Below are 26,525 nucleotides of genomic sequence, written 5' to 3' on the forward strand. Positions count from 1 at the left end.
CCGGGGGATTCGGGGGCGCGCCTAGCGCTCCTGTTCCGTCTGCGTGGTCTGCGTGGTCTGCGTGGTCTGCGCGGCGAAGGTCAGGCGGAACAGGGCGCCCCCGCCCGGCGCGTGTTCGGCGGTCAGCGAGGCGCCGTGCGCCTCGGCGATCTGACGGGCCATGGCGAGGCCGAGCCCCGAGCCGGGCAGCGCCCGGGACGCCTTCGCGCGGTAGAAGCGGTCGAAGACGTGGGGGAGGTCCGGCGGGGCGATGCCGGGGCCGTGGTCCCTGACCGTCAGGCCCCGCTCCGTCAGCGCCACTTCGACGGGCCCTGCGCCCGGTCCTGCGCCTGGTCCCGCGCCCGGCCCCGAGCCCGGCGGCGTGAACTTCGCCGCGTTTCCCAGCAGGTTGGCCAGCAGGCGCGACAGGCGGGCGGGGACCCCGGGCAGCGTCAGTGCCGCCGCCTCCGGTGCCACCGTCAACGTAAAACCGACCTCCGGCCAGTGCTCGCGCGCCGCCTCCACCGCCCGCGTGACCAGCGCCAGGTGGACCTCCTCCACCAGCGCCCGCGGCTCCTCGTCACGGGCCAGCTCGATCAGGTCGTTGACCAGGGACGTGACGTCGCGGATCTGACGGCCGAGTGCCGCCGCGGCCCGGTCCCGCTGGGCCGGGGCCAGCCGGTCGGCCCGCGCGAGCAGCTCCGCGTTGGTGCGCAGCGCCGTGAGCGGCGTACGGAGTTCGTGGGACGCGTCCGCCACCAGGCGGCGCCGGGCCGCGACCGAGTCCTCCAGTTCGCCCAGCATCGTGTTGAAGGACGCCGCGAGCCGCGTGACCTCGTCCTGCCGGCCGCGCGGCACGTCGATCCGGGTCCGGGCGTCCCGGGTCGCCGCGATCCGCTCCGCCGTCGCCGTGAGCCGTGCCACCGGCGCGAGGCCGCGCCGCGACACCCAGTACCCGCCGGCCGCCGCGACCTGCCGCGTCGCGTCCGTCACCGGCAGCAGAGGGACGGCTCGCGGCGATGACGGCGGCCGCCCCCGGCGGACCGCACGCGAAGGCGGCCGACCTGCTGGCCGACCGCGTACTCGAACTGGCAGGAAAGACAAGGGAGTTGCAGTACGCATGAACAGCACGGCAGGCACGACGAACGTGGCGCCCATGAACACCGTGAACACCGAGAACCCCGTGAACACCGAGAACCCGGTGAACACCGCCTTCGTCTGGGCGGGCCGCACCGGCCTGGTCACCGGCGCCGAGGGGTTCATCGGATCGCCCCTCGTCGACCTCCTCCTGGCGGCGGGTGCGCGGGTGCGCGCGTTCGTCCACTACAAGCCGTACGCGGAGAAGGGCCACCTGGCGCACCTCCTCGCCGACCCGCGGGTCGAGTTCCTGGCGGGCGACGTCCGCGACCCGGGCCACGTCTCGGACGCCGTCGCGGGCTGCGACACGGTCTTCCACCTGGCCGCGCTGATCGGCATCCCGTACTCGTACGACTCGCCGGGCGCGTACGTCCAGACGAACGTCGTCGGCACGGAGAACCTCGCGGAGGCCTGCCGCCTGCACGCCGTCCGACGCCTGGTCCACACCTCCACGAGCGAGGTCCACGGCACGGCGCGCACGGCCCCGATCTCCGAGTCGCACCCGTTGCGGCCGCAGTCCCCGTACTCCGCGTCGAAGATCGGCGCGGACATGATGGCCCTGTCCCACTGGCACGCCTTCGAGCTCCCGGTGACGGTCGTCCGCCCCTTCAACACCTACGGCCCCCGCCAGTCGGCCCGCGCGGTGATCCCCACGATCCTGGCCCAACTCCACTCCGGGGCCCGGGAGATCTCCATCGGCGACCTCGCGCGGGCGCTCATCGCCGCGTCCGGCCGCGGCGCGCGGGTCGTCACGGACACGGGCCGGCTGCGCCCGTCCGGCAGCGAGGTCCACCGCCTGCTCTCGGACAACTCCCGGGCCCGCGACTGGGCGGGCTGGGAGCCGCGGGTGTCACTGGAGGAGGGCCTGAAGCGGACGTCGGAATGGGTGGCCGACAACGTGCACCTCTTCGCTCCGGAGCGCTACCAGGTCTGACAGGGGGAGCGGGTGGCGAACCCGGACAAGGCGGGCGCCACGGTGTCAGCCCCCGGCCGGAGGGTAGGCGCGGGCACGTCAAGTACCTCAAGTACCACGCACAACCCAGGAGTCACACGTGTCACTGCCCGCGCTCACCCGCAGAACGACCACCACCGTCGGCGTCGCCGCCCTCGCCCTCCTCGGCGGCATCGCCATCGGCGGCGCCGGCGCGGTGAGCGCGAGCCCGCCCGCCGAGCCGAAGGTGCAGAACAGCTTCGACTCGCTCGGCGCGGACGTCCACGCCGCGAAGCTCTCCTCCGGCCGCACCGCGCACTACACGGACTCAGGACCGGCCACCGGCACCCCCGTGCTCTACATCGGCGGCACCGGCACCAGCGCCCGCGCCGTCCACATGACCGACTTCATGCAGACCACCCGGCAGAACCTGGGCCTGCGCATGATCACGGTCGAGCGCAACGGCTTCGGCGACACCGATTACGACCCCAAGCTCGGCAAGGCCGACTACGCCAAGGACGCCCTCGAAGTCCTCGACAAGCTGGGTGTACGCGACTTCAAGGTGATCGCGATATCCGGCGGCGGCCCGTACGCCGCCGAGATCGCCGCCAAGGCCCCCGAGCGGATCAGCGCCCTGCACCTCGCCGCGGCCCTGCCCCCGTACGGCCCGAAGTCCGAGTCCTGCGCCCTGACGGACGACCAGATGGCCGCCGCCGTCAAGGACCAGATCAGGGACCCGCGCAAGTGGTGGGCCTTCCCCGACGACAGCCCGGTCAAGTCCATCCCCGGCTTCCAGGACACGGCGTACGAGGAGGGGGCACGGACGTACAACCAGCGCGGCCAGCAGGCCGACCCGGCGCCGCAGGTCCACGAGCAGCGGCTGTACTGCGAGCGCCCCGGCCCGGACCTGTCGAAGCTCAAGGCCCCGGTCTTCCTGTACCACGGCGACAAGGACACGACCGTTCCCGCGAGCACGCTCAAGTCGTGGCGCGACAACCTGCCCGCCACGGCGCCGGTGAAGACCCGCACGTACGCCGACACCGGCCACGACGTCCAGTACCGCCACTGGGACCAGATCCTGGTCGACCTGGCGGGCCGCTCGGACCGTACGGTCGTCTGCCACGACAAGCGCACGCGCGCGCTCCCGGCGACCGAGGCGGACGCCCTGGTCACCAAGAAGCGTGCCACGCTGGGCAGTTGCGCCTGGAACGACTGACGGGCCTCACCGGCGGCGTCGCGCGGCCACCCACAGCGCGGTGCCGGTCAGCAGCAGCGCGGCGCTGACGGCCCATCCGAGCGCCGCCGGGGTGCCGGTGTCGGCGAGCCGTGAGCCGTCGGCGGGCGGCGCCGAGCCGGTCGGCTTCGATGCGGGACCGGTCGGCGCGGACGGTGTCGGCGCGGACGGTGTGGGCGTAGCCGGTGTGGGCGTTGACGGAGCCGGGGTTGGCGCAGTCGGCGTAGGAGTCGGCGTCGGCGTAGGAGTGGGAGTGGGAGTGGGAGTCGGCGGCACCGGCTCCGTCCCCTCCCCGCGCGGCCGCAGGACAACCGTGTCCTCGGCCCGCCCGTCCGCCTCCGCCCCCGCGTTGTCGACGGAGTCGACGGTGGCCGTATTGGTCCGGACGCCCGCCGCGTCCCCGGCCACCCGCACGGGAACCGTCACCTCCGGCAGTTCGGTCCCGGCGGCGACCGGACGACCGGTGTCCGCCGCATACGTACAGGAAACATCTCGCCCACCCGCCGGATCGCCGCCGGAACAGTCCCAGCCCTCGCCCGACGGTTCGCCGTCCAACGTCAGCCCGTCGGGCAGCCGGTCCGCGACGGTGACCGGAGCGTTCTCCGGGCCACCGTCCCCAGCCACATCCGTACGCAGGTGGAAGGCGCCCGTACCACCCGCCTCGAAGCCCCCGGAGTGCGTCTTGGCGATCCGCAGCCGGGGCAGCGGATCGATGCTGCGGACCCGCACCTGCCGGATCTCGTGGATGTTGCTTGCGGCCGCCGTGGACCCGGCGAAGCCGAACTTGAAGGTGGCGGGCGGATTGTCGGGCAACGGCACCCGCAGCACCTGCGTCATCGCGTCGGGCGTCCCGTAGTACACCGTTACGTGAGGGTCGTCGGCGTTCGCCGGATCGACCACGACGCGGGCCCTGCGCACGACCCCTGGGTCGGTACGGGCGTCGGCCGACGGCACATCGAGCTGCGGGACGACCGGGGCCGACGAACCCAGCATGCAGTACCCGTCGAGCCCGGAACCGGGTCCGCGCACCGAGATCACGCCGGGCTTCTGCGCCTCCGAGGGGTGCTCGGCGCACCCCCGCCCCTGGCCACCGGTGTCACTCCCGTACGAGCCGAACTCGTCGAAGCCGACGCCCAGATACCCGCCCGGAAGCCCGTTCGCGGAGCCGAGCTGCGCGTACCCGAGGCCGCCGCCCTGCGCGCCGGGGCCGGTCACGTCGGTGTCGCCGTCGGCGAGCACGAGGCTGATCCCGTCACCACCCAGCCCCTTGTACACATTCCCCGCGTAGCTGTGGAAGTCGAAGCTGACGTCGATCCCGGCGGTGAACGGCAGCGGCTTGTCGTAGAGCACGAGCCCCGACTCCCCGCGCACGTCCGCGTCGGTCAGCCGCAGCGCGCCCGCCCCGGCCGGATCACCGCCCTCGGGCACGGCCTGCTGACCTGGCGCGCAGCCACCGACCGGCTTCCCCGCCCGATCGGTCCCGGCCGTCAGACACGGCGCCCAGTCACCCGCCTCCGCGCTGCCGAACACCCGCCAGTCCTGTGAGGCCGTCGAGGCGTCGGCGAAGGTCTCGTCGAGCAGATCCTCGGCGAACGCGGGAGAGGGCGCTGCGAGCAGGGCGAGCGCACACAGAACCGTCAGAAGCCCGCGCACCCCCTGGCGCACAGCCAATGGCTGACTCATCATCACATCCGCAGGTCGTCCGTCCCCTTGACCGCGGCACGGCCGCCGACCGGACCGCCGGTGTTCGCGAGCGGTCCACCCCGGACACCGCCGGTAGTATCAACGCCCCCGCCCGGCCCCCACCGCAGGCGCGCGCCACACCCACCCCAATCACTCGTGTGGGCGTGGCCCCAGGGGCCCTTGGAGTGGTCGGCGAGGCTCAGCGGCAGGCGTGCCCTCAGCCCGAAGCCGCCGCCAACCCGCCCAACAACAACGCCGTGAACCGCCGCACCCACTCCGCGTCCGCCGGCTCCGCGCTCACCAGCGTGCGGTGCACCACCGCGCCCGCCGCCACGTCGTAGATGAGGTCCGCGGTCGCCGCCGCCGCGGCCGGGTCGGGGGCCGGGGGGAGTTCGCCGCGGCGTTCGGCGCGGGCGCGGCCCTCCAGGACGAGGCGTTTTTGGCGGTCGACGATGGACGTGCGGATGCGGTCCCGCAGCGGAGCGTCCCGCGTGGCCTCGGCGACCACGGCCATCAGCGCCGTCTTCGTCTCGGGGCGGTCGAGGATCGCGGCGAACTGGCGGACCACGCCCTCCACATCGGCCGCGAGCGAACCCCGGTCGGGAAGTTCGAGCTCGTCGAAGAGGACCGCGACCGCGTCCACGACGAGCTCGCTCTTGCCGGGCCAGCGGCGGTACAGCGTCGTCTTGGCGACCCCCGCCCGCGCCGCCACGTCGCCGAGCGTCAGCTTCGACCAGCCGAGCTCCACGAGCCCCGCCCGCGTCGCCTCCAGGATCGCCTCGTCGGCCGCGGCGGAACGCGGACGGCCGGTCCGGACGTTGGGGGAGGTGGGAGGCGGCGTGCGGCTCTGCATGGTGATCGACCATACCGGCGGGTAGCACTCAAAGATCGCGTGAGGCAGATCACGAGTGGATCACCGGGGGCCGGTTCCCGCGTCCCGGTCGTGGCAGTTACGCTACGAGTCGTAGCGAAAGCTACTCGATCTCGTACGAGCGTCCGGCTCTGCACCCCGGGCGGTTCGGGCGAGCGGCAACCATGAGCGCCGGGTGGGGACCCGGCGCCGCGTCATTGGCCGAGTCCGCTTCGTACGCCTCGCAATCCGGCGGGAGGCCTGCGAAGACGGACCCGGCCCACAACCGTCCGCGGAAGGGGGAGACTGTACGCATGCAGCCACGGAACATGTCCATGAGCGGAGTCGTCGACCTCGCCGCGGTGAAGGCGGCCCAGGAGGCCAAGGCGAAGGCGGAGCAGGCGCGCGCCGAGCAGGCCCGTACCGGTGGCGGCGGCGCCGTGCCGCCGTCGAGCCTCGTCATCGACGTCAATGAGGCGGACTTCGAGAGCGCCGTACTGCAGCGCTCCACCGAGGTGCCCGTCGTCATCGACTTCTGGGCCGAGTGGTGCGAGCCCTGCAAGCAGCTCAGCCCGCTGCTCGAGCGGCTCGCCGCCGAGTACAGCGGCCGTTTTGTCCTCGCCAAGATCGACGTCGACGCCAACCAGATGTTGATGCAGCAGTTCGGGGTCCAGGGGATTCCGGCTGTTTTTGCTGTTGTCGCCGGTCAGGCGCTGCCGCTCTTCCAGGGCGCCGCCCCGCAGGAGCAGATTCGCGGCACTCTCGACCAGTTGATCCAGGTCGCCGAGGAGCGCTTCGGGCTCACCGGCATCCAGGTCGACCCGGGGGCGGAGGGCGAGGCTCCGGTCGTGGAGGAGGCTCCGGCGGGACCGTACGACGCGCTCCTCGAGGCCGCCGTACAGGCGCTGGACGCCGGTGATCTGGACGGCGCCGTGCAGGCGTACAAGAACGTCCTGTCCGACGACCCGGGCAACACCGAGGCCAAGCTCGGCCTCGGCCAGGCCCAGCTCCTCCAGCGCGTCCAGAACCTGGACCCGCAGCAGGTGCGCAGGGACGCCGCCGAGAAGCCCGGTGACGTACCGGCGCAGATCGCGGCGGCCGACCTGGACCTGGTCGGCGGGCACGTCGAGGACGCCTTCGGCCGGCTCGTCGAGACGGTGGGCCGTACGGCGGGCGATGACAGGAACGCGGCGCGGCTGCGGCTGCTCGAACTGTTCGAGGTCGTGGGCGGCGACGATCCACGCGTGACGACCGCGCGTACGGCTCTGGCCCGAGTTCTCTTCTGAGTCGCCAGTGACCAGTCGTTAAACACTGCGGCTTGTGATGCCGGAGTGAAAGTTCTGTCTTCAGGGGATCACAGCGGCCGCGCTTTACCAAAACTTGGTAATCGCGGCCGCTGTTACTTGGAGTAAGTCAGAGTCGATCTTCTGTCCGGTTCCGTCCCCTAATCAACCTTTATGGCAAACCACTTGACGGCACCCTGAGTTGTTGTTCGGACTCGCTCCGTCCGTGTTCGGTTATCCGTCCGTTACCCGCGAGTAACGAACCCCCTTGTGTCTGCGCCGCGAATGCACCACGATCGGGCACGCTCGGTCCTCTCCCCACCGTCCGACAGCCAATCGCGCGGCGGGGTTTTTGGGTCCCCACCGGGCGGTCGACGGCGAACCAGCGGGAGCGCCGGCGGTCAAGGACAGGGGGGTCTCAGCCGTCCGGCTGGGCCTGTCCGGCAGGTTGCGCGTGATGGCTCAGGTGCGACCAGTGGTTGTCGCTCGGGGGTGATCGCCGGTGATCAGGGTGCGGAACAGACCAAGCACTTCCGATACGGGCGCTCTCCTTCCCGAGGACGTAGCACTTCTCCCATCCCTGCCCGGCTGAGCCGCCTTTCGGGGCAGTCAGGGCCGGAGATGTACGTCCGAGAAGGAGGAACAGTCATGAATTCCATGATTCGTGGCGGAACCAGATGGAAGCGGTTCGCCGTAGTCATGGTGCCGAGCGTCGCGGCGACCGCCGCGATAGGTGTCGCCCTGTCCCAGGGCGCGCTCGCGGCATCGTTCAGCGTGTCGGGTCAGTCGTTCAAGGTGACGGCGGACTCCCTCGACGGCGATGGCTTTGTCCAGTACGGCGCGGTCGACTCCGGCAAGACGGGTAACCACCCGGTCGCCGTCGTCGGCATGAAGTCGGCGACGATCAACAACCTCTGCCAGTCGGTGGTTGTCCCCGTCCCCGTCTTCGGCGACGTCTCGATGAGGCTGTCGGCAGGCGCGGACAAGAGCGCGCCCGTCGAGGCCAAGAGCCTGTACATCGACGCCGATGACCTGAAGGCCGACGCGACCTTCAACAACATCGACATCGGTGTGGCGGCGGGTGACGCCAAGAAGGGCCCCGGTATCCACCAGGGCGACAAGGCCGACCCGAACTCGTTCGCGCAGCAGGCCGACTCGGTGCACTTCGAGAAGGTCCAGCAGCGTGCGTGGGCCACCACGGCCGGCACCTTCAAGCTCTCCGGCCTCAAGATGAAGGTCCAGAAGGGCAAGCACGAGTGCTACTAGGCCCGGCAGGCCCGGGTACGGGCCGGGGGCTTGGCACTTGATGTGCTGAACGGCCGGGCGCGGGGGCACTCGCAGTGACGGGACAGTCCCCGTGCCCGTATCCGGACAGCCACCATCACCACAGAACAACGCCTTTCCCGAGGAGCTGTACGACATGAGCGCCGAAGCGCACGCAGGACTGGGCCCCAAGCTTGGTCAGATGCGCCAATCGTTCCGAGGGTGGCGCGGTCAGCGCCCGTTCTGGGGCGGTCTGCTGTCAATCCTCGGCGGCCTCCCGATCATGTACTTCCCGTACGCGAACCTCGCGATCGGCAACATGACGATCAAGATGGCGACCACGGCCGGTGCCGGTTCGCTCATCATCGGCATCTTGCTGGTCGTGCTCGGCCTGACGATGTGGTTCCAGCCGCACTCCCGTGTGTTCGCGGGCGTCGCGGCGATTCTGCTCGCCCTTGTCTCCCTCGTGGTGTCGAACTTCGGCGGCTTCGTCATCGGTTTCCTGCTCGCGCTCGTCGGTGGTGGTCTCGGCATCGCCTGGGCCCCGGGCGAGCAGCAGCAGGAGGACTCGGCCAAGAAGGGCGGTGACCACGCCAAGTCCCCGGACGCGGCGCCGGTCGTGCCACCGATTGCGGGAGCCACCTATCAGGTCGCGGGCGTAAACGACGACGTGTCAGGGACGAGCCCGAACAACGGGACGAACGGGAGGCACCGTGCCGGCTGACGAGGTGCAGTACGAGGGCTCTTCAGAGCCCCGTGCGAGAACCGGGCCGCGGCATGCGGCGCGGCGGCATGCGGCACCGAAGAAGCATCTGTTCACCAAGATGCACATGCCCGCGGGCAAGGCGGTGGCTCTCGCGGCCATGCCCACGGCAGTGCTGATGGGGCTCGGCCTGACGCCGACGCTCGCGTCGGCCAAGGACAACCCGACGAAGTTCTCCGTGGACGACTACAAGGCGTGCGCCGACGCCGTGGAGTCGAACCGGGAGGACAAGGCCGACGGGTCCGACGAGGCCAAGGACAAGGCCAAGGAGGCGGCCAAGCCGACCCCGAAGCCGTCCCCCTCGGAGTCCGAGGACGCTTCCAAGGACAGCGCGGAGACGAAGAAGAAGGCGGCCACGCCGACTCCTTCGCCGTCCGAGTCCGAGTCCAAGGCGTCCGGTGACGACTCCGATGACACGGCTTCGCCGTCGCCCTCGGAGTCCGAGACCAAGAACCCGCTGGACCCGCTGGGCGTCGGCGACGCCCTGAAGAAGGCGTTCACGCCGGACGACAAGGAGTCGGAGACCGCGACTCCGTCCCCGTCGGAGTCGGAGACCTCGGGTGGGCTGCTCAGCGGCACCACCGACAAGGTCGACGACACCGTCAAGGACACGTCCGACTCGGTCAAGGACACGACCGACAAGGTCGGGGACTCGGTCAAGGACACCACCGACAAGGTCAAGGACACGACCGACAAGGTGGGGGACGCGGCCAAGGACGCGACCAAGAACGTGGGCGACCCGCAGGGCTCCGGCGATGTGCCGGAGAACTGCCCCGCGGCCACGGACGCGTCGGGCGCCGACGAGGACACCCCGGCCCAGCTCCCGGACAAGACCTGGAAGCTGGAGGCCAGTTCGCTCCTGCTCAAGGGGGCGGACTACAAGGGCCTGGTGGATGTGCGGATGGCCGACGGGTCGACCAAGCGCGTCATGAAGTACGTCATCTCCAAGGGCACGGACATCGGCGATCTGCACCAGATCGCCCCGGGCCCCGACGGGAAGTTCTTCCACATCCGCTCGGACAAGGGCTCCACGTCCACCATCCGCGGCGGGAAGACGACGATGTACACGGAGGAGCTCTCGGGCAATCTGCTCGGGCTCATTCCGCTGACGTTCAACGCCAAGAACCCGCCGCCGGTGAACCTGCCGACCCTGTTCTTCACGAACGTCAAGGTCACGCAGGCCTCGCAGTTCGGCGGGAACCTGCACGTGCCCGGTCTGCACACCACGGTCGAGGACAGCTGACCGTACGCAACCACTAAGGGCGCCCCCCACGGGGGGCGCCCTTAGTCGTGCGCTCAGGTGGCCGGCGCGGAGCGTCAGTCGCGCTCGCCGCCGCCCAGGTGGTGCACCCGGACCATGTTGGTGGTGCCGGGGACGCCGGGGGGCGAGCCGGCCGTGATGACCACGGTGTCGCCGTCGTTGAAGCGGTTCAGCTTCACCAGCTCGGCGTCGACCAGCTCGACCATCGCGTCCGTGTTGTCCACGTGCGGCACGACGTGCGACTCGACGCCCCAGCTCAGCGAGAGCTGGTTGCGGGTCTCCTCGTCCGTGGTGAACGCCAGGATCGGCTGCGCGGCGCGGTAGCGGGACAGTCGGCGGGCGGTGTCACCGGACTTGGTGAAGGCGACCAGCGCCTCGCCGCCCAGGAAGTCCGCGATCTCGCACGCGGCGCGGGCCACCGAACCACCCTGCGTACGCGGCTTCTTGCCGGGCACGAGCGGCTGAAGGCCCTTGGAGAGCAGCTCCTCCTCGGCCGCCTTCACGATCTTCGACATCGTCTTGACGGTCTCGATCGGGTACGCGCCCACGCTCGACTCGGCGGACAGCATGACCGCGTCGGCACCGTCCAGGATCGCGTTCGCGACGTCGGAGGCCTCGGCGCGGGTCGGGCGCGAGTTGGTGATCATCGACTCCATCATCTGGGTCGCGACGATCACCGGCTTGGCGTTGCGGCGGCACATCTCCACGAGGCGCTTCTGCACCATCGGGACCTTCTCGAGCGGGTACTCGACGGCGAGGTCACCACGGGCCACCATGATCCAGTCGAACGCCGCGACGACGCCCTCCATGTTGGCGACGGCCTGCGGCTTCTCGACCTTGGCGCCGACCGGGACGCGACGCCCCTCCTCGTCCATGACCTTGTGGACGTCCTTGACGTCGTTGGCGTCGCGCACGAAGGACAGGGCGACCATGTCGCAGCCCATCTTCAGGGCGAAGCGCAGGTCCTCGATGTCCTTCTCGGACAGGGCCGGGACGTTCACCGCCGCGCCGGGCAGGTTGATGCCCTTGTGGTCGGAGATGACACCGCCCTCGACGACGATCGTCTTCACGCGCGGCCCGTCGACCTCGACGACGCGCAGCTCGACGTTGCCGTCGTTGATCAGGACCTGGTCGCCCTTGGAGACGTCGCCGGGCAGCCCCTTGTAGGTGGTGCCGCAGATCGACTTGTCGCCGGGCACGTCCTCGGTGGTGATGGTGAACTCGTCACCGCGCACCAGCTCGACGGGGCCCTCGGCGAAGGTCTCCAGGCGGATCTTCGGGCCCTGGAGGTCGGCGAGCACACCCACGGCGCGGCCCGTCTTCTTGGCGGCGGCGCGAACACGGTCGTAGCGAGCCTGGTGTTCGGCGTGGGTGCCGTGGCTGAAGTTGAAGCGGGCCACGTTCATGCCGGCCTCGATCAGCGAGACGAGCTGCTCTTCGGAGTCGACGGCGGGGCCCAGCGTGCAGACGATTTTGGAACGGCGCATGGGGGCGATCCTATCGGTTTGTTTCGCTACGGAATATTCCGTCTGGTGGAATCTACAAATGGGCGGGTGTGCGCTCAGTCGTTGCGGTTCTGATCCCCGCTCTGAACCAGGGCGTAGGTCTGCTGCGCGATCTCCAGCTCCTCGTCGGTCGGCACCACGGCGACGGCCACACGGGCGTACTCGGGGGAGATGAGCCGCGGTTCGTCGGAACGTACGGAATTGAGCTCCCCGTCGACCGCGAGACCCAGCTCCTCCAGGCCCGCCACCGCGGCCTCGCGCACCGGCGCCGCGTTCTCGCCTACCCCGGCCGTGAACGCGATCGCGTCCACCCGGCCGAGCACCGCGTAGTAGGAGCCGATGTACTTCTTCAGGCGGTGTACGTAGATGTCGAAGGCGAGCCGCGCCTCCTCGTCGCCCTCGTCGATGCGGCGGCGGATCTCCCGCATGTCGTTGTCGCCGCACAGGCCGATGAGGCCGGACTTCTTGTTGAGCAGGTCGTCGATCTCGTCCGCCGACATCTTGGCAACGCGCATCAGATGGAAGATGACGGCCGGGTCGACATCTCCCGAACGCGTACCCATCACGAGCCCCTCCAGCGGCGTCAGGCCCATCGACGTCTCCACGCACTGGCCCGCGCGGACCGCCGACGCGGAGGCGCCGTTGCCCAGGTGCAGCACGATGACGTTGACGTCCTCCGGCTTCTTGCCCAGCAGCGCGGCCGTCTTGCGGGAGACGTACGCGTGCGAGGTGCCGTGGAAGCCGTAGCGCTGGACGCGGTGCTCGTCCGCCGTCTTCACGTCGATCGCGTACCGCGCCGCCGACTCCGGCATCGTCGTGTGGAACGCCGTGTCGAAGACGGCGACCTGCGGCAGGTCCGGGCGCAGCGCCTGCGCGGTGCGGATGCCGGTCAGGTTCGCCGGGTTGTGCAGCGGCGCGACGGGGATCAGCCGCTCGACCTCCTTCAGCACCGCGTCGTCGATCACGGTCGGCTGCGTGAACAGCTTGCCGCCGTGCACCACGCGGTGGCCGATCGCGGCCAGCTCGGGGGAGTCGAGGCCGAGCCCGTCCTCGGTCAGCTCCTCGGCGACCGCCTTCAGGGCCTCCTCGTGGTCGGCGATCGGCCGGTTCTGCTCACGTGCCTCACCGCCCTTGGCGAGCGGCGTGTGCTTGAGCCGGGAGGTCTCCTCACCGATGCGCTCGACCAGGCCGACGGCGAGGCGGGAGTGATCCGCCATGTCGAGGAGCTGGTACTTCACCGACGAGGAGCCGGAGTTGAGGACGAGGATGCGAGTCGCGGTCACGGGTACTGCCTTCGGTGGAGGTTCAAAGGGTCAAGGGGTCAAGGGGTCAGCTGGCCGGGGTCTGGGCCTGGATCGCCGTGATGACGACCGTGTTCACGATGTCCTGCACGAGGGCGCCGCGCGACAGGTCGTTGACCGGCTTGCGCAGGCCCTGGAGGACAGGGCCGACGGCGATCGCGCCGGCCGAGCGCTGCACGGCCTTGTACGTGTTGTTCCCGGTGTTGAGGTCCGGGAAGATCAGCACGCTGGCCTGGCCCGCGACCTCCGATTCCGGCAGCTTGGTGGCCGCGACGGACGGCTCGACCGCGGCGTCGTACTGGATCGGCCCCTCGATCTTCAGGTCGGGACGCGCCGCCTTCACGATCTCCGTGGCCTCACGGACCTTGTCGACGTCGGCGCCCGAGCCGGAGGTGCCGGTCGAGTACGACAGCATCGCGATCCGCGGGTCGACACCGAACTGGGAGGCGGTTCCGGCGGACTGGGTGGCGATGTCGGCGAGCTGCTGGGCGTTCGGGTCCGGGTTCACGGCGCAGTCGCCGTAGACGAGGACCTTGTCGGCCAGGCACATGAAGAAGACGGACGACACGATCGCGGCGTCCGGCTTCGTCTTGATGATCTCGAAGGCCGGGCGGATGGTCGCGGCCGTGGAGTGCACGGACCCGGACACCATGCCGTCGGCCAGGCCCTCCTGCACCATCAGCGTGCCGAAGTAGTTCACGTCCGCGACCACGTCGTTCGCCAGCTCCGGCGTGACGCCCTTGTGGGCGCGCAGCGCCGCGTACGTGTCGGCGAAGCGCTCGCGCAGCGGGGAGGTCTGCGGGTCGATGATGTCGCTGTCGGCGAGGTCGACGCCGAGGTCCGCGGCCTTCTTGCGGATCTGCTCGACCGGGCCGAGGAGCGTCAGGTCGCAGACGCCGCGCCGAAGCAGCACGTCGGCGGCGCGCAGGACCCGCTCCTCGGTGCCCTCGGGAAGCACGACGCGGCGCTTGTCCGAGCGGGCCTGCTCAAGGAGCTTGTGCTCGAACATCATCGGCGTGAGGCGGTCGGAGGACGGCGCCTGGATCGTCTTCAGCAGGCCCGCCGTGTCGACGTGCTTCTCGAAGACGCCGAGCGCGGTCTCCGCCTTGCGCGGCGTCGCCGCGTTCAACTTGCCTTCCAGGGCGAAGAGTTCGGCCGCCGTGGGGAAGGATCCGCCGGCCACCGCGATCACCGGCGTGCCGGGCGCGAGGCGCTCGGCGAGCTTGAGGATCGCCTCGCCGGGCCGCTCGTTCAGGGTGAGGATGACGCCCGCGATCGGCGGGGTGCCGGCGTTGTGCGCGGCGAGCGCGCCGACGACGAGGTCCGCGCGGTCCCCGGGGGTGACGACCATGCAGCCCGGGGTCAGGGCGTTGAGGAAGTTCGGCAGCATGGCGCCGCCGAAGACGAAGTCGAGGGCGTCGCGCGCGAGCCCCGAGTCGTCGCCGAGCAGCACCTTGCCGCCGAGCGCGTACGTGATCTGGGCGACGGTCGGCGCCGCGAGCGCGGGCTCGTCGGGCAGCACGTAGCAGGGCACGGGCAGCCGGTTGGCGAGCCGGTCCGCGATCTCGTCGCGGTCGGCGGGCACCACGCGGTTGACGATCATCGCGAGGACGTCGCAGCCCAGGCCGTCGTAGGCGCGGTAGGCGTTGCGGGCCTCGGCGCGCACCGACTCGGCGGTCTGCTTCTTGCCGCCGACGACCGGGACCACGGAGGCGCCGAACTCGTTGGCGAGGCGGGCGTTGAGCGCCAGCTCGTCCGGGAGCTGGGTGTCCGCGAAGTCGGTGCCGAGCACGAGCACCACGTCGTAGTCCCTGGCGACCTCGTGGAAGCGGTCGACGAGCCGGGAGACCAGCTCGTCGGTGCCCTGCTCGGCCTGGATCGCGGACGCCTCGTGGTAGTCGAGGCCGTACACCGTCGCCGGGTCCTGCGACAGGCGGTAGCGCGCCCGCAGCAGGTCGAAGAGCCGGTCGGGGCCGTCGTGGACGAGCGGTCGGAAGACCCCCACCCGGTCGACCTGACGGGTCAGGAGCTCCATGACCCCCAGCTCCACGACCTGGCGGCCGTCGCCGCGGTCGATCCCGGTCACGTACACGCTGCGCGTCACGCGTGCTCTCCGTTTCCCTCGTGGTTCTTCATGGATCTTCGTCGTCCTACGCCGTCGAACCCGGCTTTTCCGGGCCGATCCGGTCTCTTTCGGGTCAAAAAAAGGTCCGTAATGGAACCCGTGCCCCCTTGACAATACCTCCGGCGGTGGCTAGGTCGCCCGCCGGACAAAAGGCCTTTCCCCCTGGGTCCAAGTGCCCAGGACACCCCTTCCGAAGCTCCCTTCCCTGCCGCGAGCGAGCGCAGCCCCTTCCGGAGCGTGGAACAATCGACATCGCTCACCGACGTACCAGTAGCGAGCAGGAGACACAGCACGATGCGTATCGGAGTTCTCACCGCAGGCGGCGACTGTCCTGGCCTGAACGCCGTGATCCGGTCGGTCGTGCACCGCGCCGTCACGCACTACGGCGACGAGGTGCTCGGTTTCGAGGACGGCTATGCGGGGCTCCTCGACGGACGTTTCCGCCCGCTGGACCTGAACGAGGTCAGCGGCATCCTCGCCCGCGGCGGCACCATTCTCGGCTCTTCCCGCCTGGAGCGCGACCGCTTCCGCGCGGCCTGCGAGAACGCGAAGCAGCTCGCCGAGGAGATCGGCTTCGACGCCCTCATCCCGATCGGCGGCGAGGGCACGCTGACGGCGGCCCGGATGCTGTCGGACGCGGGCCTCCCGGTCGTCGGCGTCCCGAAGACGATCGACAACGACATCTCCTCCACCGACCGCACCTTCGGCTTCGACACCGCCGTCGGCGTCGCCACCGAGGCCATCGACCGCCTCAAGACGACCGCCGAGTCCCACCAGCGCGTGATGGTCGTCGAGGTCATGGGCCGGCACGCGGGCTGGATCGCCCTGGAGTCCGGCATGGCCGGCGGCGCCCACGGCATCTGCCTGCCGGAGCGGCCCTTCGACCCGGCCGACCTCGTCAAGATGGTCGAGGAGCGGTTCGCCCGCGGCAAGAAGTTCGCCGTCGTCTGCGTCGCCGAGGGCGCGCACCCCACCGAGGGCACCATGGACTACGGCACCGGCGAGATCGACCAGTTCGGCCACGAGCGCTTCCAGGGCATCGGCACCGCCCTCGCGTACGAGCTGGAGCGCCGCCTCGGCAAGGAGGCACGGCCGGTCATCCTCGGCCACGTCCAGCGCGGCGGCACCCCCACCGCGTACGACCGCGTCCTCGCCACCCGCTTCGGCTGGCACGCGGTGGAGGCCGTGCACCGCGGCGAGTTCGGCAAGATGACGGCGCTGTACGGCACGGACATCACGATGGTGCCGCTCGCCGAGGCCGTCACGGAACTCAAGACGGTCCCCAAGGACCGCATGGACGAGGCGGAGTCCGTCTTCTAGCGGATGCCGTCGAGGCGTCCCGCAGGTGCGGCCTGCGCCGGGGGCCGCCTTGCCCACCCTGCCGCCCAAGGCGGCAGACTGCCCAAGGCGGCGGCAACTCCAGCCCCTGCGGCGTTTGAGCAGCGGGGTCCGGGGCGGAGCCCCGATCCTTCCAGCCCCGCCGGCGTTTGAGGCGCGGGGTCCGGGGCAGAGCCCCGCGGCCCAGGAGGACGCCTACCGGGAGCGGATCCGGGACCAGAACTCGTCCAGGATCCGCTCCAGGAACTCACGCCCCGCGTCCCCCGCCCCCGGCGACGCACCCCCACCCCAACTCAACGTCGCCGCCATCAACGCCTGGTACTCCAGGTGCATTTCATGGAGCACGTCCTCCAACTCCCGCCGCTGCACCGGCACAAGCCGCCCGATCGGCCGCACGGACCCCTGCCACCGCGTCCGCGCCGCATCCCGCAGCAACTCCGCCAACTGGGCATCCCGCCCGGTCACCGTCACCGTCGCCCGCGGCGAGAGCCGCAGCGTATCGGCGAGCGCGGTCGACTGGCGGTCGTTGCCCTGCCAGTCGCCCGTCTCCTCCATCCGCAGATACGAGTGGATCTCCATGCCCACGGCGCGGGCCACGTCCTCCGGGGCAAGACCCAGCGCGAGCCGGTGCTCGCGCAAGGTCCTCGGCGCGCCGATGAGTTCGCTGGGGGAGCACCACAACGCCCCGGCGAGCGCGGTGAGTTCACCGGCGGCGGGCACCGCCTCGCCGCTCTCCCAGGCGACGATGACGTCCGGCGTGATGTGCGCGAGCCCGTACGAGGCGCGCATGCCGTACGCGACATGCCCCGGCGCCATCCCGAGCGCTTGACGCAGGCGCCGGGCGGCGGGGGCGTTGAACGGTGGTGACGGCTGGTTGGGCGTGGCCTCGTGCTGCACGGGCACAAAGTAGGGGGTCACGGGGCGTTTGGCTACCGTCCGCGCTCAACCCTTCACAGCGCCGCCGAGCGCGAACCCGCCGCCGAAGCGCCGCGACACGAGGACGTACAGCAGCACCACGGGCGTCGAGTAGATGATCGAGAACGCGGCGAGCTGCCCGTACACGACGGTGCCCCGGTTGCCGAAGAAGTCGTTGATGCTCACCGAGGCCGGCATCTGGTCGGGGGAGAGCAGCAGCATGAACGGGACGAAGAAGTTCCCCCACATCATCGCGAACGAATACACGGTGACGACGGCGACGCCAGGACCCATCAGCGGCAGCACGATCCGCACGAGCCCCTGGAAGGTGCTCGCGCCGTCCGTCCACGCCGCCTCCTCAAGCTCCTTCGGCACCCCGTCCATGAAGTTCTTCATCAGCCATACGGCGAACGGGAGTTGGGAGGCGGCGAAGAAGTAGATCGTCCCCGACATCGTGTCGATCAGGTTGACCTGCACGAACAGCGCGTACACCGGGACCATCACCGCCGTGATCGGCAGACAGGTCGCGAACAGCGTCGTCGCGAGGAACGGGTTGTTCAGGCGCGAGCGGTAGCGGGAGAGCGGATACGCGGCGAGCGCGGCGCAGCCGACCGTGAGGGCCGTCGCGCTGCCGCACAGGATCAGCGAGTTGAGGAGCGGCGTGAAGGTGACATCGGGCTTGAGCACGTCGTCGAAGTTCCCGAACGTGAACGCCGAAGGCCACTTCACCCGCAGATTCGCGTCCGCGTCGACCGAGGACAGCACGACCCAGGCCAGCGGCAGCGCGAAGGCGAGCGCGACGACGAGCAGGGACGCGTCCGCCGTGACACGCCTACGTGTTCTGTTGCGCACCGTCAGCCCTCCTCCGTCCGCAGCAACCGCATATAGACCAGCGAGAACAGGGAGCCGACCACGAGAAGCAGCAGCGCGACCGCGGTGCCGTAGCCGATCATGCTCTTCTGGAAGGCCTGCTCGTACATGAACAGGGGGAGGGTCTGGCTGTGATTGCCGGGCCCGCCGCGCGTCATCACCCAGATCAGCCCGAAGACGGACAGCGTCTGCAGGGTGTTGAGCATCAGATTCGTGCCGATGGAGCGGCGGATCATCGGCAGCGTGATGTGCCAAAGGCGCTGCCAGGCGTTCGCGCCGTCCACCTCGGCGGACTCGGTGACCTCCGTCGGGATCTCGCGCAGGGCCGCCGAGTACACGAGCATCGAGAAGGCGGTGCCGCGCCACACGTTCGCGAACGACACGGCCAGGATGGGCAGCGTGAACAGCCAGTTCTGGGAGGGCAGTTGGAGCCAGTCGAGGATGGCGTTGAGCGTCCCCTCCCGCCGGAAGAAGGCGTACAGCAGAAACCCCGCCACGACCTCCGGCAGCACCCACGCCGCCACGACGACGGCCCCGGTGACGGTGCGCGCGGGCTTCGAGGCGCGCTGCATGAGCGCCGCGAGCGCGAGACCGAGCGTGTTCTGCCCGACGATCGACGACAGGAACGTGAAGACGAGCGTCAGCCAGACGGCGTTCAGGAACGCGTCGTCCTTGAACGCCGCCGTGAAGTTGTCGAGGCCGACGAAGGACGACTCCGCCTGACCCGTCAACTGCAGGTCGGTGAAGGCGATATAGACGCAGTACGCGATCGGCCCCGCGAGGAAGAGGCCCATGAGGACGGTCGCGGGGGCGATCGGTACGAGCCGGAGGACGGTTCTGCGACGGTTCACAGTGACGCTTCTCTCTCCCTCGGCTGCCAACTCCCGTGTCTCTACGGCTTCTTGACGACCTTCCCGTCCGTCGCCGCCTTCACCTGCTCGTCGTACGTCGCCGCCGCCTCGTCGACCGAGGCGTCTCCGGTCGTCACCGACTCCATCGCCTCCTGGATCGCCGTGGAGACCTTCGGGTACGCGGGGTAGGCCGGCCGGTAGTGGGTGCTGGGCACCAGGTCCGTGAAGAACTTGGTGCCGGGCTGCGCCTTCAGGTACTCCGGGTCGTCGGCGACGTCCTTGCGGACCGCGATGCCGGAGTTGGCCATGTACCAGCGCTTGGCGTTCTCCGTCGTCTGCAGCGTCTTGATGAAGTCGAAGGCGAGATCGGGATTGGCGGACTTGGCCGGGATCGACCACGTCCAGCCGCCGGACATGGAGACCTTGCCGGGCGCCTGACCGGTCTGGGTCGGCATCTGCGCGAGGCCCAGCTTCCGCGACCACTCGGGCCACTCGTGGCCGCTGCCCTTGAGCCAGTCCTGCGGCAGCCAGGAGCCGTCGAGGGCGATGCCGAGCCTGCCCTCGGGGAGCATCTCGCCGCGCACGGCGGTCTGGATGTTCGGGTCGAGGGCGTCGGAGACCCCGGGGCCGAGCTTCTCCTTGTAGACCGTCTCCACGAACCGCAGGCTGTCCTTGAACGCCTTCGAGCCCGTGACCCACTTGCCCGAGCCCTTGTCGTAGAGCGGATCGGCGCCGCCTGCACCGGTTCCGGCCCCGCCCCCGGTCCCGTACAGGAGCATCTCGAAGCCCTGCATCGTCGAGGCCTCGCCGGCCGGTTTTCCGGTGTAGACGTTCAGCGGGGCGACGCCGGGGACCTTCCGCTTGATGGCGCGGGCGGCGTCCAGGACCTCGTTCCAGTTCTTCGGCTGCCACGGCAGCGCGATCCCGGCCTTCTTCAGGATCGCCTTGTCGTACCAGAGGCCGCGGGTGTCGGTGCCGTCCGGGACGCCGTACGTCTTCCCGTCCCTGGCCTTCGCCGCGGTCTTCGCCGTGTCGATGAACTGGCCCCAGTCCGGCCACTTGGACAGGTACGGGTCGAGGGGCTTCAAGTACCCGCTGGCGATGTCGGAGTTGATGAGGAACGTGTCCTCGTAGACCAGGTCGGGGGCGGTCCTGGGGGAGCGCAGCATCTGCTGGAGCTTGGTGTAGTACTCCGCGTCCGGCGCCTTGATCGGAACGAACTCGACCTTCTTGCCGGGATGCGCCTTCTCGAACTTCTTCTTCATCGCGGCCAGGTAGTCGTCCATGACCTTGATCTTGTTGTCCGTGGACTGCTTGAAGGAGACCTTGATGGTGTCCGAGTCACTTCCGGATCCGCCGCCGCAGGCGGTGAGCGTCGCGGCGGCCAGCAGCACGGTGGCGGTGGCGGTGAGGAGCGGGGCGGTGGGGCGCACGGGCACGACCTCCTACGGCGCATCGCGGGCTTCGTTGCCTCGCGGGGCTGCCCGTGAACGTAAGCGCGGAGTCGATCAGGGTCAATGGGTTGCGCTACTTAGGTAAGGCTAAGCTAAGTTAATCTTCGGGTGGCGCCACAACGCCCCCATCCGTGAAGGAGATTGACGCAGCATGCCTCGAATCACTCCCAGGCTCCGCCGTTCCGCCGCCGTCACCGTCGCCCTCGTCGCGGGCGCCACAGCGGCGCACACCGGCACCGCGGGCGCCGCCACCGGCTCGACCACGGCCTCGGCCACCGCCCCGACCGCCGCCTCCGCGCCTGTCACCAAAGGCCTCTACCAGTCGGCGTACTCGGCGCGGAATCACGCCCTTTGGACGACGTCGGCCGTGGGCCGCCCTCCGGTGACCACGTCCGCGCTCACCAAGCTCGACCCGAGGACGCTGAAGGTCGAGGCGACGTACACCCCGCCGGTCACCGACGCCGCCACCGGCGCCGTCGAGGCGGTCTACGGCATCGCGGTCGACGACGAGCACAACACCGTGTGGGTCACCAACACCCGCAACAACACGGTCGCCGTCTACAGCCAACGCGACGGCGCCCACCTCGCCACGCTGCCGAACGTCGCCCACGCCCGCGAGATCGTGGTGGACGAGCGGCACGACACGGTCTGGGCGAGCGGCTTCGGCGACGGCAGCGTCGTCGGCTTCGACAGCCGTACGTTCGCCGAGAAGAAGCGCGTCACCGTCGACGGCGCCGGCCCGACAGGACTCACCGTCAACGAACGCACCGGCACGGTCTACGCCGCCGACCTCACCAACGACCAACTGATCGAGGTCACACGGAAGTCCACGAAGCCGCGCCTCATCCCGACCGGCGACGGCCCGATCTCCGTGGCCCTCTCCAAGAACGGCCACACGGCGTACACCGCCGACAACACCGCCGGCACCGTCTCCGTCATCGACCTCGACAAGGGCCTGGTCACCAAGTCCGTGCCGACCGGCGCGGGCACGCTCTCCGTGGCCACCGACGACCGCTCGGGCCGCGTCGTCTCGGTGAACCGCACCGACGCGACCGCGACCGTCGTCGACCCGCGCAAGGGGGCCGTCGTCAAAACGGTGAGCACGGGGGCCAACCCCAACCACGTCGAGATCGCGCGCGGCACGGCGTACGTCGTCGACAAGTCGGGTGCGGGTGCGGCGGGCGAGGACACGCTGACGCGGTTCCGCGTGCGGTAACTCCCTTACACGGGTGGCTACTTCCAGGTGTAGATCAGCTCCGGTCGGCCCACCTGACCGTACTGCGGACTGCGCACCGCGCGCCCGGAGTCGACCAGGTGCTCCAGATACCGGCGGGCCGTGATCCGCGAGATGCCGACCGTCTCCGCGAGGGCCGCCGCCGTCGTGCCCTCGGGCGCCGCCTCCCGCAACGTGTTCGTGACCCGCTCCAGGGTGGGCGCGCTCAGCCCCTTCGGCAGCGCCGCGGGAGCCGGCGAGCGGAGGGTGGCGAGGGCCCGGTCGACCTCGTCCTGCCCGGCCGCCTCGCCGGTGGTCGCGCGGTACTCGGCGTAGCGCACGAGGCGGTCGCGCAGCGTCGGGAACGTGAACGGTTTCAGCACGTACTGCACCACCCCGAGCGACACCCCTTCGCGGACCACCGCCAGATCGCGCGCCGACGTCACCGCGACGACGTCCGCGTGATGCCCGGCGGCGCGGAGGCTCCGGGCGAGCGCGAGACCGTGGCCGTCCGGCAGGTGCAGGTCGAGGAGGAGCAGGTCCACGGGGGTGCGGTCCAGGAAACGTTTGGCCTCCGCCGCGGAGTGCGCCTTCCCCACGGCCGTGAAACCGGGCACGCGCCCTACGTACATCGCGTGGGCGTCCGCGGCGACGGGATCGTCTTCGACGACGAGGACCCGAATGGGACGGTCGACGTCAGTCATGGGGTTCCTCTTCCTGCGGTGCCGGTTGAGGCGATTCCAGCCCCGCCGGCGTTTGAGGCGCGGGGTCCGGGGCAGAGCCCCGCGGCCGTAACCCCATCCGGGGCTGGGGACTCGGGGCTCCGCCCCGGCTCCCGCTGCTCAATCGCCGCAGGGGCTCGATGGGCAATGGGCACGCGAACCGTGAATTCCGCGCCGCCGTCCGCCGACCGCTCAAGCTCAAGGCTGCCACCACACCTGGCCACGGCCTGCCGCACCAGCGCCAGGCCGAGCCCCCGCCCACCCGTCCCCCCGGAGGGCACCGGCTTCGTCGACCAACCCCGTTCGAAGACGGAGTCGACATGTTCCGGGTCGACCCCGGGCCCGGTGTCCGCGACCCGCAGCAACAGGACATCGGCATCCGTCCGCGCGGTCACCGTGACCCTCGCCCCGGGCGCCCCCTGCGCCGCGTCGACCGCGTTGTCGACAAGGTTGCCAAGGACCGTGACCAGGTCCCGCGCGGCCAGCGCCTGCGGCAGCAGCCCGTCGTCGATCCGCGTATCGGCCGACACCACCAGCTCCACACCGTGCTCATTGGCCTGCGCCGCCTTCCCCAGCAACAGCGCCGCGAGCACCGGCTCGCTCACCGCGCCCACGACCTGATCGGTCAGCGCCTGCGCCAGCTCCAACTCGGCCGTCGCGAACTCCACCGCCTCGTCCGCCCGGTCCAGCTCGATCAGCGAGACGACCGTGTGCAAACGGTTCGCCGCCTCGTGCGCCTGCGACCTGAGCGCCCGCGTGAACCCCCGCTCGGAGTCCAACTCGCCCATCACGGCCTGCAGTTCGGTGTGGTCCCTGAGCGTCACGACGGTGCCCCGCCGGTCCCCGCTCGCCACCGGCGACGTATTCACGACCACGACCCGGTCGACCGTCAGATGCACCTCGTCCACCCTCGGCTCGGCCGCCAGCAACGCCCCGGTCAACGGCGCGGGCAGCCCCAGCTCGGCGACCGACCGCCCCACGACATCCTCCCCATCGGCGACGCCCAGCAGTACCCGCGCCCCGTCATTGATGAGCGCGACCCGCCGCTGCCCGTCCAGCATCAGCAGCCCCTCGCGCACCGCGTGCAGCGCGGCCTGGTGATAGGCGTGCATCCGGCTCAGTTCGGTGGCGTTCATCCCGTGGGTGTGACGGCGCAGCCGGGCGTTGATGACGTACGTACCAATACCCCCGAGCACGAGCGCCGCGAGCGCGACCCCCGCCACCGCGAGCACCTGCTCCTGCGCCCGCTCGGTGATCACGTCGATCGTGATCCCGGCGCTGACGAGCCCGACGACCCGATGCCGCCCCTCGTCGTACACGGGCGCGACGACCCGCACCGAGGGCCCGAGCGTCCCCGTGTACGTCTCCGAGAACGTACGTCCCTTCAACGCGGGGCCGATGTGCCCGAGGTAGCGCTCGCCGATCCGGCGCTCGTCGGGGTGCGTCCAGCGGATCCCGTGCGGATCCATGATCGTCACGAAGTCGACGCCGGTGTGCCGCTGCACCTCGCGTGCGTACGGCTGCAGCCGCGCCGTTGGATGCTCGGCCCCCGAGGCCGCCTCGCGCACCGACTCCGCGTCCGCGACCGCCGTGGCCGTCGCCGTGGCCTGCCGCCGCGCGCTGCTCTCCGCCTGCCCCCGGTCACTCACATACGTAAAGAGCGCACACCCGGCCACCACGACAGCGACCAGCACGACCTGCATCGCGAAGAGCTGGCCGGCCAGGCTGCGGGGACGGGGGAGACGCATGCGGAACAGTCTGCCTCTTCGTATAAGCGCGAACTAAATGAACGGAAGGGTGACGGTCCTCACCGGGGGGAGAGATAGTCGCCAGGATTCTCCGGGATCCGCAGGACGTGAGCCGCACGACCTGTACGCCGACGTCGTCGTCAGGAGGAACCCGTGGCCGGGACAGAGACCACAGGACCAGCCGCCGCACCAGCACCAGCCAAGCGGGACCGCACCCACTATCTCTACATCGCGGTGATCGTGGCCGTGCTGCTCGGCATAGCCGTCGGCTTCATCGCACCCGACTTCGCCAAGGAGCTCAAGCCCATCGGCACGGGCTTCGTGAACCTGATCAAGATGATGATCTCGCCCATCATCTTCTGCACGATCGTCCTCGGCGTCGGCTCCGTCCGGAAGGCCGCCAAGATCGGCAAGGTCGGTGGCCTCGCCCTCGGCTACTTCATCGTGATGTCGGTCGTGGCCCTCGCCATCGGCCTGCTCGTCGGCAACTTCCTGCACCCCGGCGACGGCATGCACCTCACCGAGGCCGTGAAGGGCGCGGGCCACACGGCCGCCGAAGAGGCCAACGAAGGCCCCGTCGACTTCATCCTCGGCATCATCCCGACCACCATGGTCTCCGCCTTCACCGGCGACTCGGTCCTCCAGACGCTGCTCGTCGCCCTCCTCGTCGGCTTCGCGCTCCAGGCCATGGGCCGCTCCGGCGAGCCGGTGCTGCGCGGCGTCGAGCACATCCAGAAGCTCGTCTTCCGGGTCCTCGGCATGATCATGTGGGCCGCCCCCGTCGGCGCCTTCGGCGCGATGGCGGCCGTCATCGGCGAAACCGGCCTCGACGCCCTGAAGGCCCTGATCACGATCATGGTCGGCTTCTACGTCACGTGCGCCCTGTTCGTCGGCATCGTCCTCGCGGCGATCCTGCGCCTGGCGACGGGCTTCAACGTCTTCATGCTGCTCAAGTACCTGGGCCGCGAGTTCCTGCTCATCCTCTCGACGTCGTCCTCGGAGTCGGCGCTCCCGCGCCTCATCGCAAAGATGGAGCACCTCGGCGTCTCCCGCCCGGTCGTCGGCATCACCGTCCCGACCGGCTACTCCTTCAACCTCGACGGCACCATGATCTACCTGACCATGGCGTCCCTCTTCATCTCCGACGCCATGGACCAGCCGATGTCCGTCGGTCAGCAGATCGGCCTGCTCCTCTTCATGATGATCGCGTCGAAGGGCGCCGCCGGCGTCTCCGGCTCCGGCATCGCCGTCCTCGCCTCCGGCCTCCAGTCCCACAAGCCGGGCCTGGTCGACGGCGTCGGCCTGATCATCGGCATCGACCGCTTCATGAGCGAGGCCCGCGCCCTCACCAACTTCGCGGGCAACGCCGTCGCTACGTTGCTCATCGGTACGTGGACCGGAGAGGTCGACCGGGACCGTGTGAAGCGGGTCCTCGCCGGCGAGCAGCCCTTCGACGAGCGCACGCTCCTCGACACGGGCGACTCCGACGCCGCCTCCGACTCCGACTCCGACGCGGACGTTCCGGCGCCGCGCGACGGCGGGACGAAGTCGCCGGTCGGAGCCTGATCCCAGCGGTTCCCCAGGGGCGGGGCCCGGTGCGATGTGCTCGCACCGGGCCCCGCTTTTGTGCCGTGGAGGGGCGTGGCGTACAGTCCTTCGAGTTGCCCACAGGGCGGCACCCCCACCAAACCTTCAGCACGACATCCCGAGCGGGATCGATTTCGGCATGCCCGAATTCAATTCTGACCCCCGATTAGGTTCGGGAACGGGAATCCGCTAAAGTTTGGAACGTCGGAACGGCCCAACAGCCGCGAAGACAAACCCCTCTGACTGGGAATCAGGCTCGAAAGGATCTGATAGAGTCGAACTCGCCGGAAAGCCGAAAGGCCGGAAAGCGAAGCAAGACCCCGAGGAAATCGGCCGGTGAAACGGTCTGATAGAGTCGGAAACACGAAATCCCGAAGGGAAGCGCCCGGAGGAAAGCCCGAGAGGGTGAGTACAAAGGAAGCGTCCGTTCCTTGAGAACTCAACAGCGTGCCAAAAATCAACGCCAGATATGTTGATACCCCGTCTCTCTGAGACGAGGTTCCTTTGTAAAA

20 protein-coding genes and 1 pseudogene are annotated in these 26,525 nt (G+C 70.0%); 9 read left to right on the forward strand and 12 right to left on the reverse strand.

The window, feature by feature from the left end; translation table 11 throughout:
- Positions 1 to 21 precede the first annotated feature (21 nt).
- Positions 22 to 951: pseudogene (locus RBJ65_RS05980) on the reverse strand (sensor histidine kinase); the annotation flags it as partial.
- Between the two features lie 184 nt (positions 952 to 1,135).
- On the opposite strand from RBJ65_RS05980, the gene RBJ65_RS05985 reads away from it, so the two are divergent.
- Positions 1,136 to 2,050: a GDP-mannose 4,6-dehydratase gene (locus tag RBJ65_RS05985; RefSeq protein ID WP_306321898.1), complete on the forward strand. Its 915-nt coding sequence runs from the start codon at positions 1,136 to 1,138 to the stop codon at positions 2,048 to 2,050.
- A 118-nt stretch (positions 2,051 to 2,168) separates the two neighbouring features.
- Positions 2,169 to 3,263, forward strand: a complete 1,095-nt coding sequence (locus RBJ65_RS05990) for an alpha/beta fold hydrolase (RefSeq protein ID WP_306321799.1) — start codon at positions 2,169 to 2,171, stop codon at positions 3,261 to 3,263.
- Between the two features lie 6 nt (positions 3,264 to 3,269).
- Here the strand turns inward: RBJ65_RS05990 and RBJ65_RS05995 are convergent, their stop codons facing one another.
- Positions 3,270 to 4,946, reverse strand: a complete 1,677-nt coding sequence (locus RBJ65_RS05995) for a hypothetical protein (protein WP_372341384.1) — start codon at positions 4,944 to 4,946, stop codon at positions 3,270 to 3,272.
- 235 nt (positions 4,947 to 5,181) lie between these two features.
- Positions 5,182 to 5,817, reverse strand: coding sequence for a TetR/AcrR family transcriptional regulator (locus tag RBJ65_RS06000; RefSeq protein WP_306321797.1), 636 nt, complete (start codon positions 5,815 to 5,817; stop codon positions 5,182 to 5,184).
- Positions 5,818 to 6,128: 311 nt separating this feature from the next.
- On the opposite strand from RBJ65_RS06000, the gene RBJ65_RS06005 reads away from it, so the two are divergent.
- The 4 genes from RBJ65_RS06005 to RBJ65_RS06020 all read left to right on the forward strand — a co-directional run bounded on the left by RBJ65_RS06005 (position 6,129) and on the right by RBJ65_RS06020 (position 10,366).
- Positions 6,129 to 7,100, forward strand: a complete 972-nt coding sequence (locus RBJ65_RS06005) for a tetratricopeptide repeat protein (protein ID WP_306321796.1) — start codon at positions 6,129 to 6,131, stop codon at positions 7,098 to 7,100.
- Positions 7,101 to 7,745: 645 nt separating this feature from the next.
- The gene (locus tag RBJ65_RS06010; protein WP_306321795.1) at positions 7,746 to 8,363 is read left to right on the forward strand and encodes a DUF6230 family protein; all 618 of its coding nucleotides are present in this window, start codon (positions 7,746 to 7,748) and stop codon (positions 8,361 to 8,363) included.
- Positions 8,364 to 8,517: 154 nt separating this feature from the next.
- A complete protein-coding gene (locus tag RBJ65_RS06015; protein ID WP_306321794.1) occupies positions 8,518 to 9,084 on the forward strand; it encodes a DUF6114 domain-containing protein in 567 nt (188 codons plus the stop codon).
- Positions 9,085 to 9,190: 106 nt separating this feature from the next.
- A complete protein-coding gene (locus tag RBJ65_RS06020; RefSeq protein ID WP_306321793.1) occupies positions 9,191 to 10,366 on the forward strand; it encodes a hypothetical protein in 1,176 nt (391 codons plus the stop codon).
- 74 nt (positions 10,367 to 10,440) lie between these two features.
- Here the strand turns inward: RBJ65_RS06020 and pyk are convergent, their stop codons facing one another.
- From pyk to pta, 3 genes are all read right to left on the reverse strand, one after another.
- Positions 10,441 to 11,871, reverse strand: coding sequence for a pyruvate kinase (gene pyk, locus RBJ65_RS06025; protein WP_306321792.1), 1,431 nt, complete (start codon positions 11,869 to 11,871; stop codon positions 10,441 to 10,443).
- 74 nt (positions 11,872 to 11,945) lie between these two features.
- Complete coding sequence (locus RBJ65_RS06030; RefSeq protein WP_306321791.1) at positions 11,946 to 13,172, reverse strand: acetate kinase; 1,227 nt, start codon at positions 13,170 to 13,172, stop codon at positions 11,946 to 11,948.
- A gap of 46 nt (positions 13,173 to 13,218) precedes the next feature.
- Complete coding sequence (pta, locus tag RBJ65_RS06035; RefSeq protein ID WP_306321790.1) at positions 13,219 to 15,294, reverse strand: phosphate acetyltransferase; 2,076 nt, start codon at positions 15,292 to 15,294, stop codon at positions 13,219 to 13,221.
- A gap of 315 nt (positions 15,295 to 15,609) precedes the next feature.
- On the opposite strand from pta, the gene RBJ65_RS06040 reads away from it, so the two are divergent.
- Positions 15,610 to 16,635 carry an ATP-dependent 6-phosphofructokinase gene (locus RBJ65_RS06040; protein ID WP_306321789.1) on the forward strand — a complete coding sequence of 342 codons (1,026 nt, stop codon included), beginning with the start codon at positions 15,610 to 15,612 and terminating at the stop codon, positions 16,633 to 16,635.
- Between the two features lie 213 nt (positions 16,636 to 16,848).
- On the opposite strand, the gene RBJ65_RS06045 is transcribed toward RBJ65_RS06040, so the two are convergent.
- From RBJ65_RS06045 to RBJ65_RS06060, 4 genes are all read right to left on the reverse strand, one after another.
- On the reverse strand, positions 16,849 to 17,556 hold the full coding sequence (locus tag RBJ65_RS06045) for a helix-turn-helix domain-containing protein (RefSeq protein ID WP_372341383.1): 708 nt from the start codon (positions 17,554 to 17,556) through the stop codon (positions 16,849 to 16,851).
- A 39-nt stretch (positions 17,557 to 17,595) separates the two neighbouring features.
- Positions 17,596 to 18,420 (reverse strand): carbohydrate ABC transporter permease, encoded by an 825-nt coding sequence (locus tag RBJ65_RS06050; protein ID WP_306321787.1) that lies wholly within the window; start codon positions 18,418 to 18,420, stop codon positions 17,596 to 17,598.
- A 2-nt stretch (positions 18,421 to 18,422) separates the two neighbouring features.
- Positions 18,423 to 19,232, reverse strand: coding sequence for a carbohydrate ABC transporter permease (locus RBJ65_RS06055; protein ID WP_306321897.1), 810 nt, complete (start codon positions 19,230 to 19,232; stop codon positions 18,423 to 18,425).
- Positions 19,233 to 19,330: 98 nt separating this feature from the next.
- Positions 19,331 to 20,722, reverse strand: a complete 1,392-nt coding sequence (locus RBJ65_RS06060) for an extracellular solute-binding protein (protein ID WP_306321786.1) — start codon at positions 20,720 to 20,722, stop codon at positions 19,331 to 19,333.
- 172 nt (positions 20,723 to 20,894) lie between these two features.
- On the opposite strand from RBJ65_RS06060, the gene RBJ65_RS06065 reads away from it, so the two are divergent.
- Positions 20,895 to 21,959, forward strand: coding sequence for a YncE family protein (locus tag RBJ65_RS06065; RefSeq protein ID WP_306321785.1), 1,065 nt, complete (start codon positions 20,895 to 20,897; stop codon positions 21,957 to 21,959).
- 17 nt (positions 21,960 to 21,976) lie between these two features.
- Here RBJ65_RS06065 and RBJ65_RS06070 read toward each other — a convergent pair whose 3' ends face one another.
- Complete coding sequence (locus RBJ65_RS06070; RefSeq protein WP_306321784.1) at positions 21,977 to 22,660, reverse strand: response regulator; 684 nt, start codon at positions 22,658 to 22,660, stop codon at positions 21,977 to 21,979.
- Positions 22,657 to 24,426, reverse strand: a complete 1,770-nt coding sequence (locus RBJ65_RS06075) for an ATP-binding protein (RefSeq protein ID WP_306321783.1) — start codon at positions 24,424 to 24,426, stop codon at positions 22,657 to 22,659. Before RBJ65_RS06075 ends, RBJ65_RS06070 begins: the two co-directional genes overlap by 4 nt.
- 153 nt (positions 24,427 to 24,579) lie before the next feature.
- On the opposite strand from RBJ65_RS06075, the gene RBJ65_RS06080 reads away from it, so the two are divergent.
- Positions 24,580 to 25,992, forward strand: a complete 1,413-nt coding sequence (locus tag RBJ65_RS06080) for a cation:dicarboxylate symporter family transporter (protein WP_306321782.1) — start codon at positions 24,580 to 24,582, stop codon at positions 25,990 to 25,992.
- Positions 25,993 to 26,525: the final 533 nt, after the last annotated feature.

Origin of the sequence: Streptomyces sp. KL109B (assembly GCF_030766935.1) — a bacterium.
Taxonomy (GTDB): domain Bacteria; phylum Actinomycetota; class Actinomycetes; order Streptomycetales; family Streptomycetaceae; genus Streptomyces.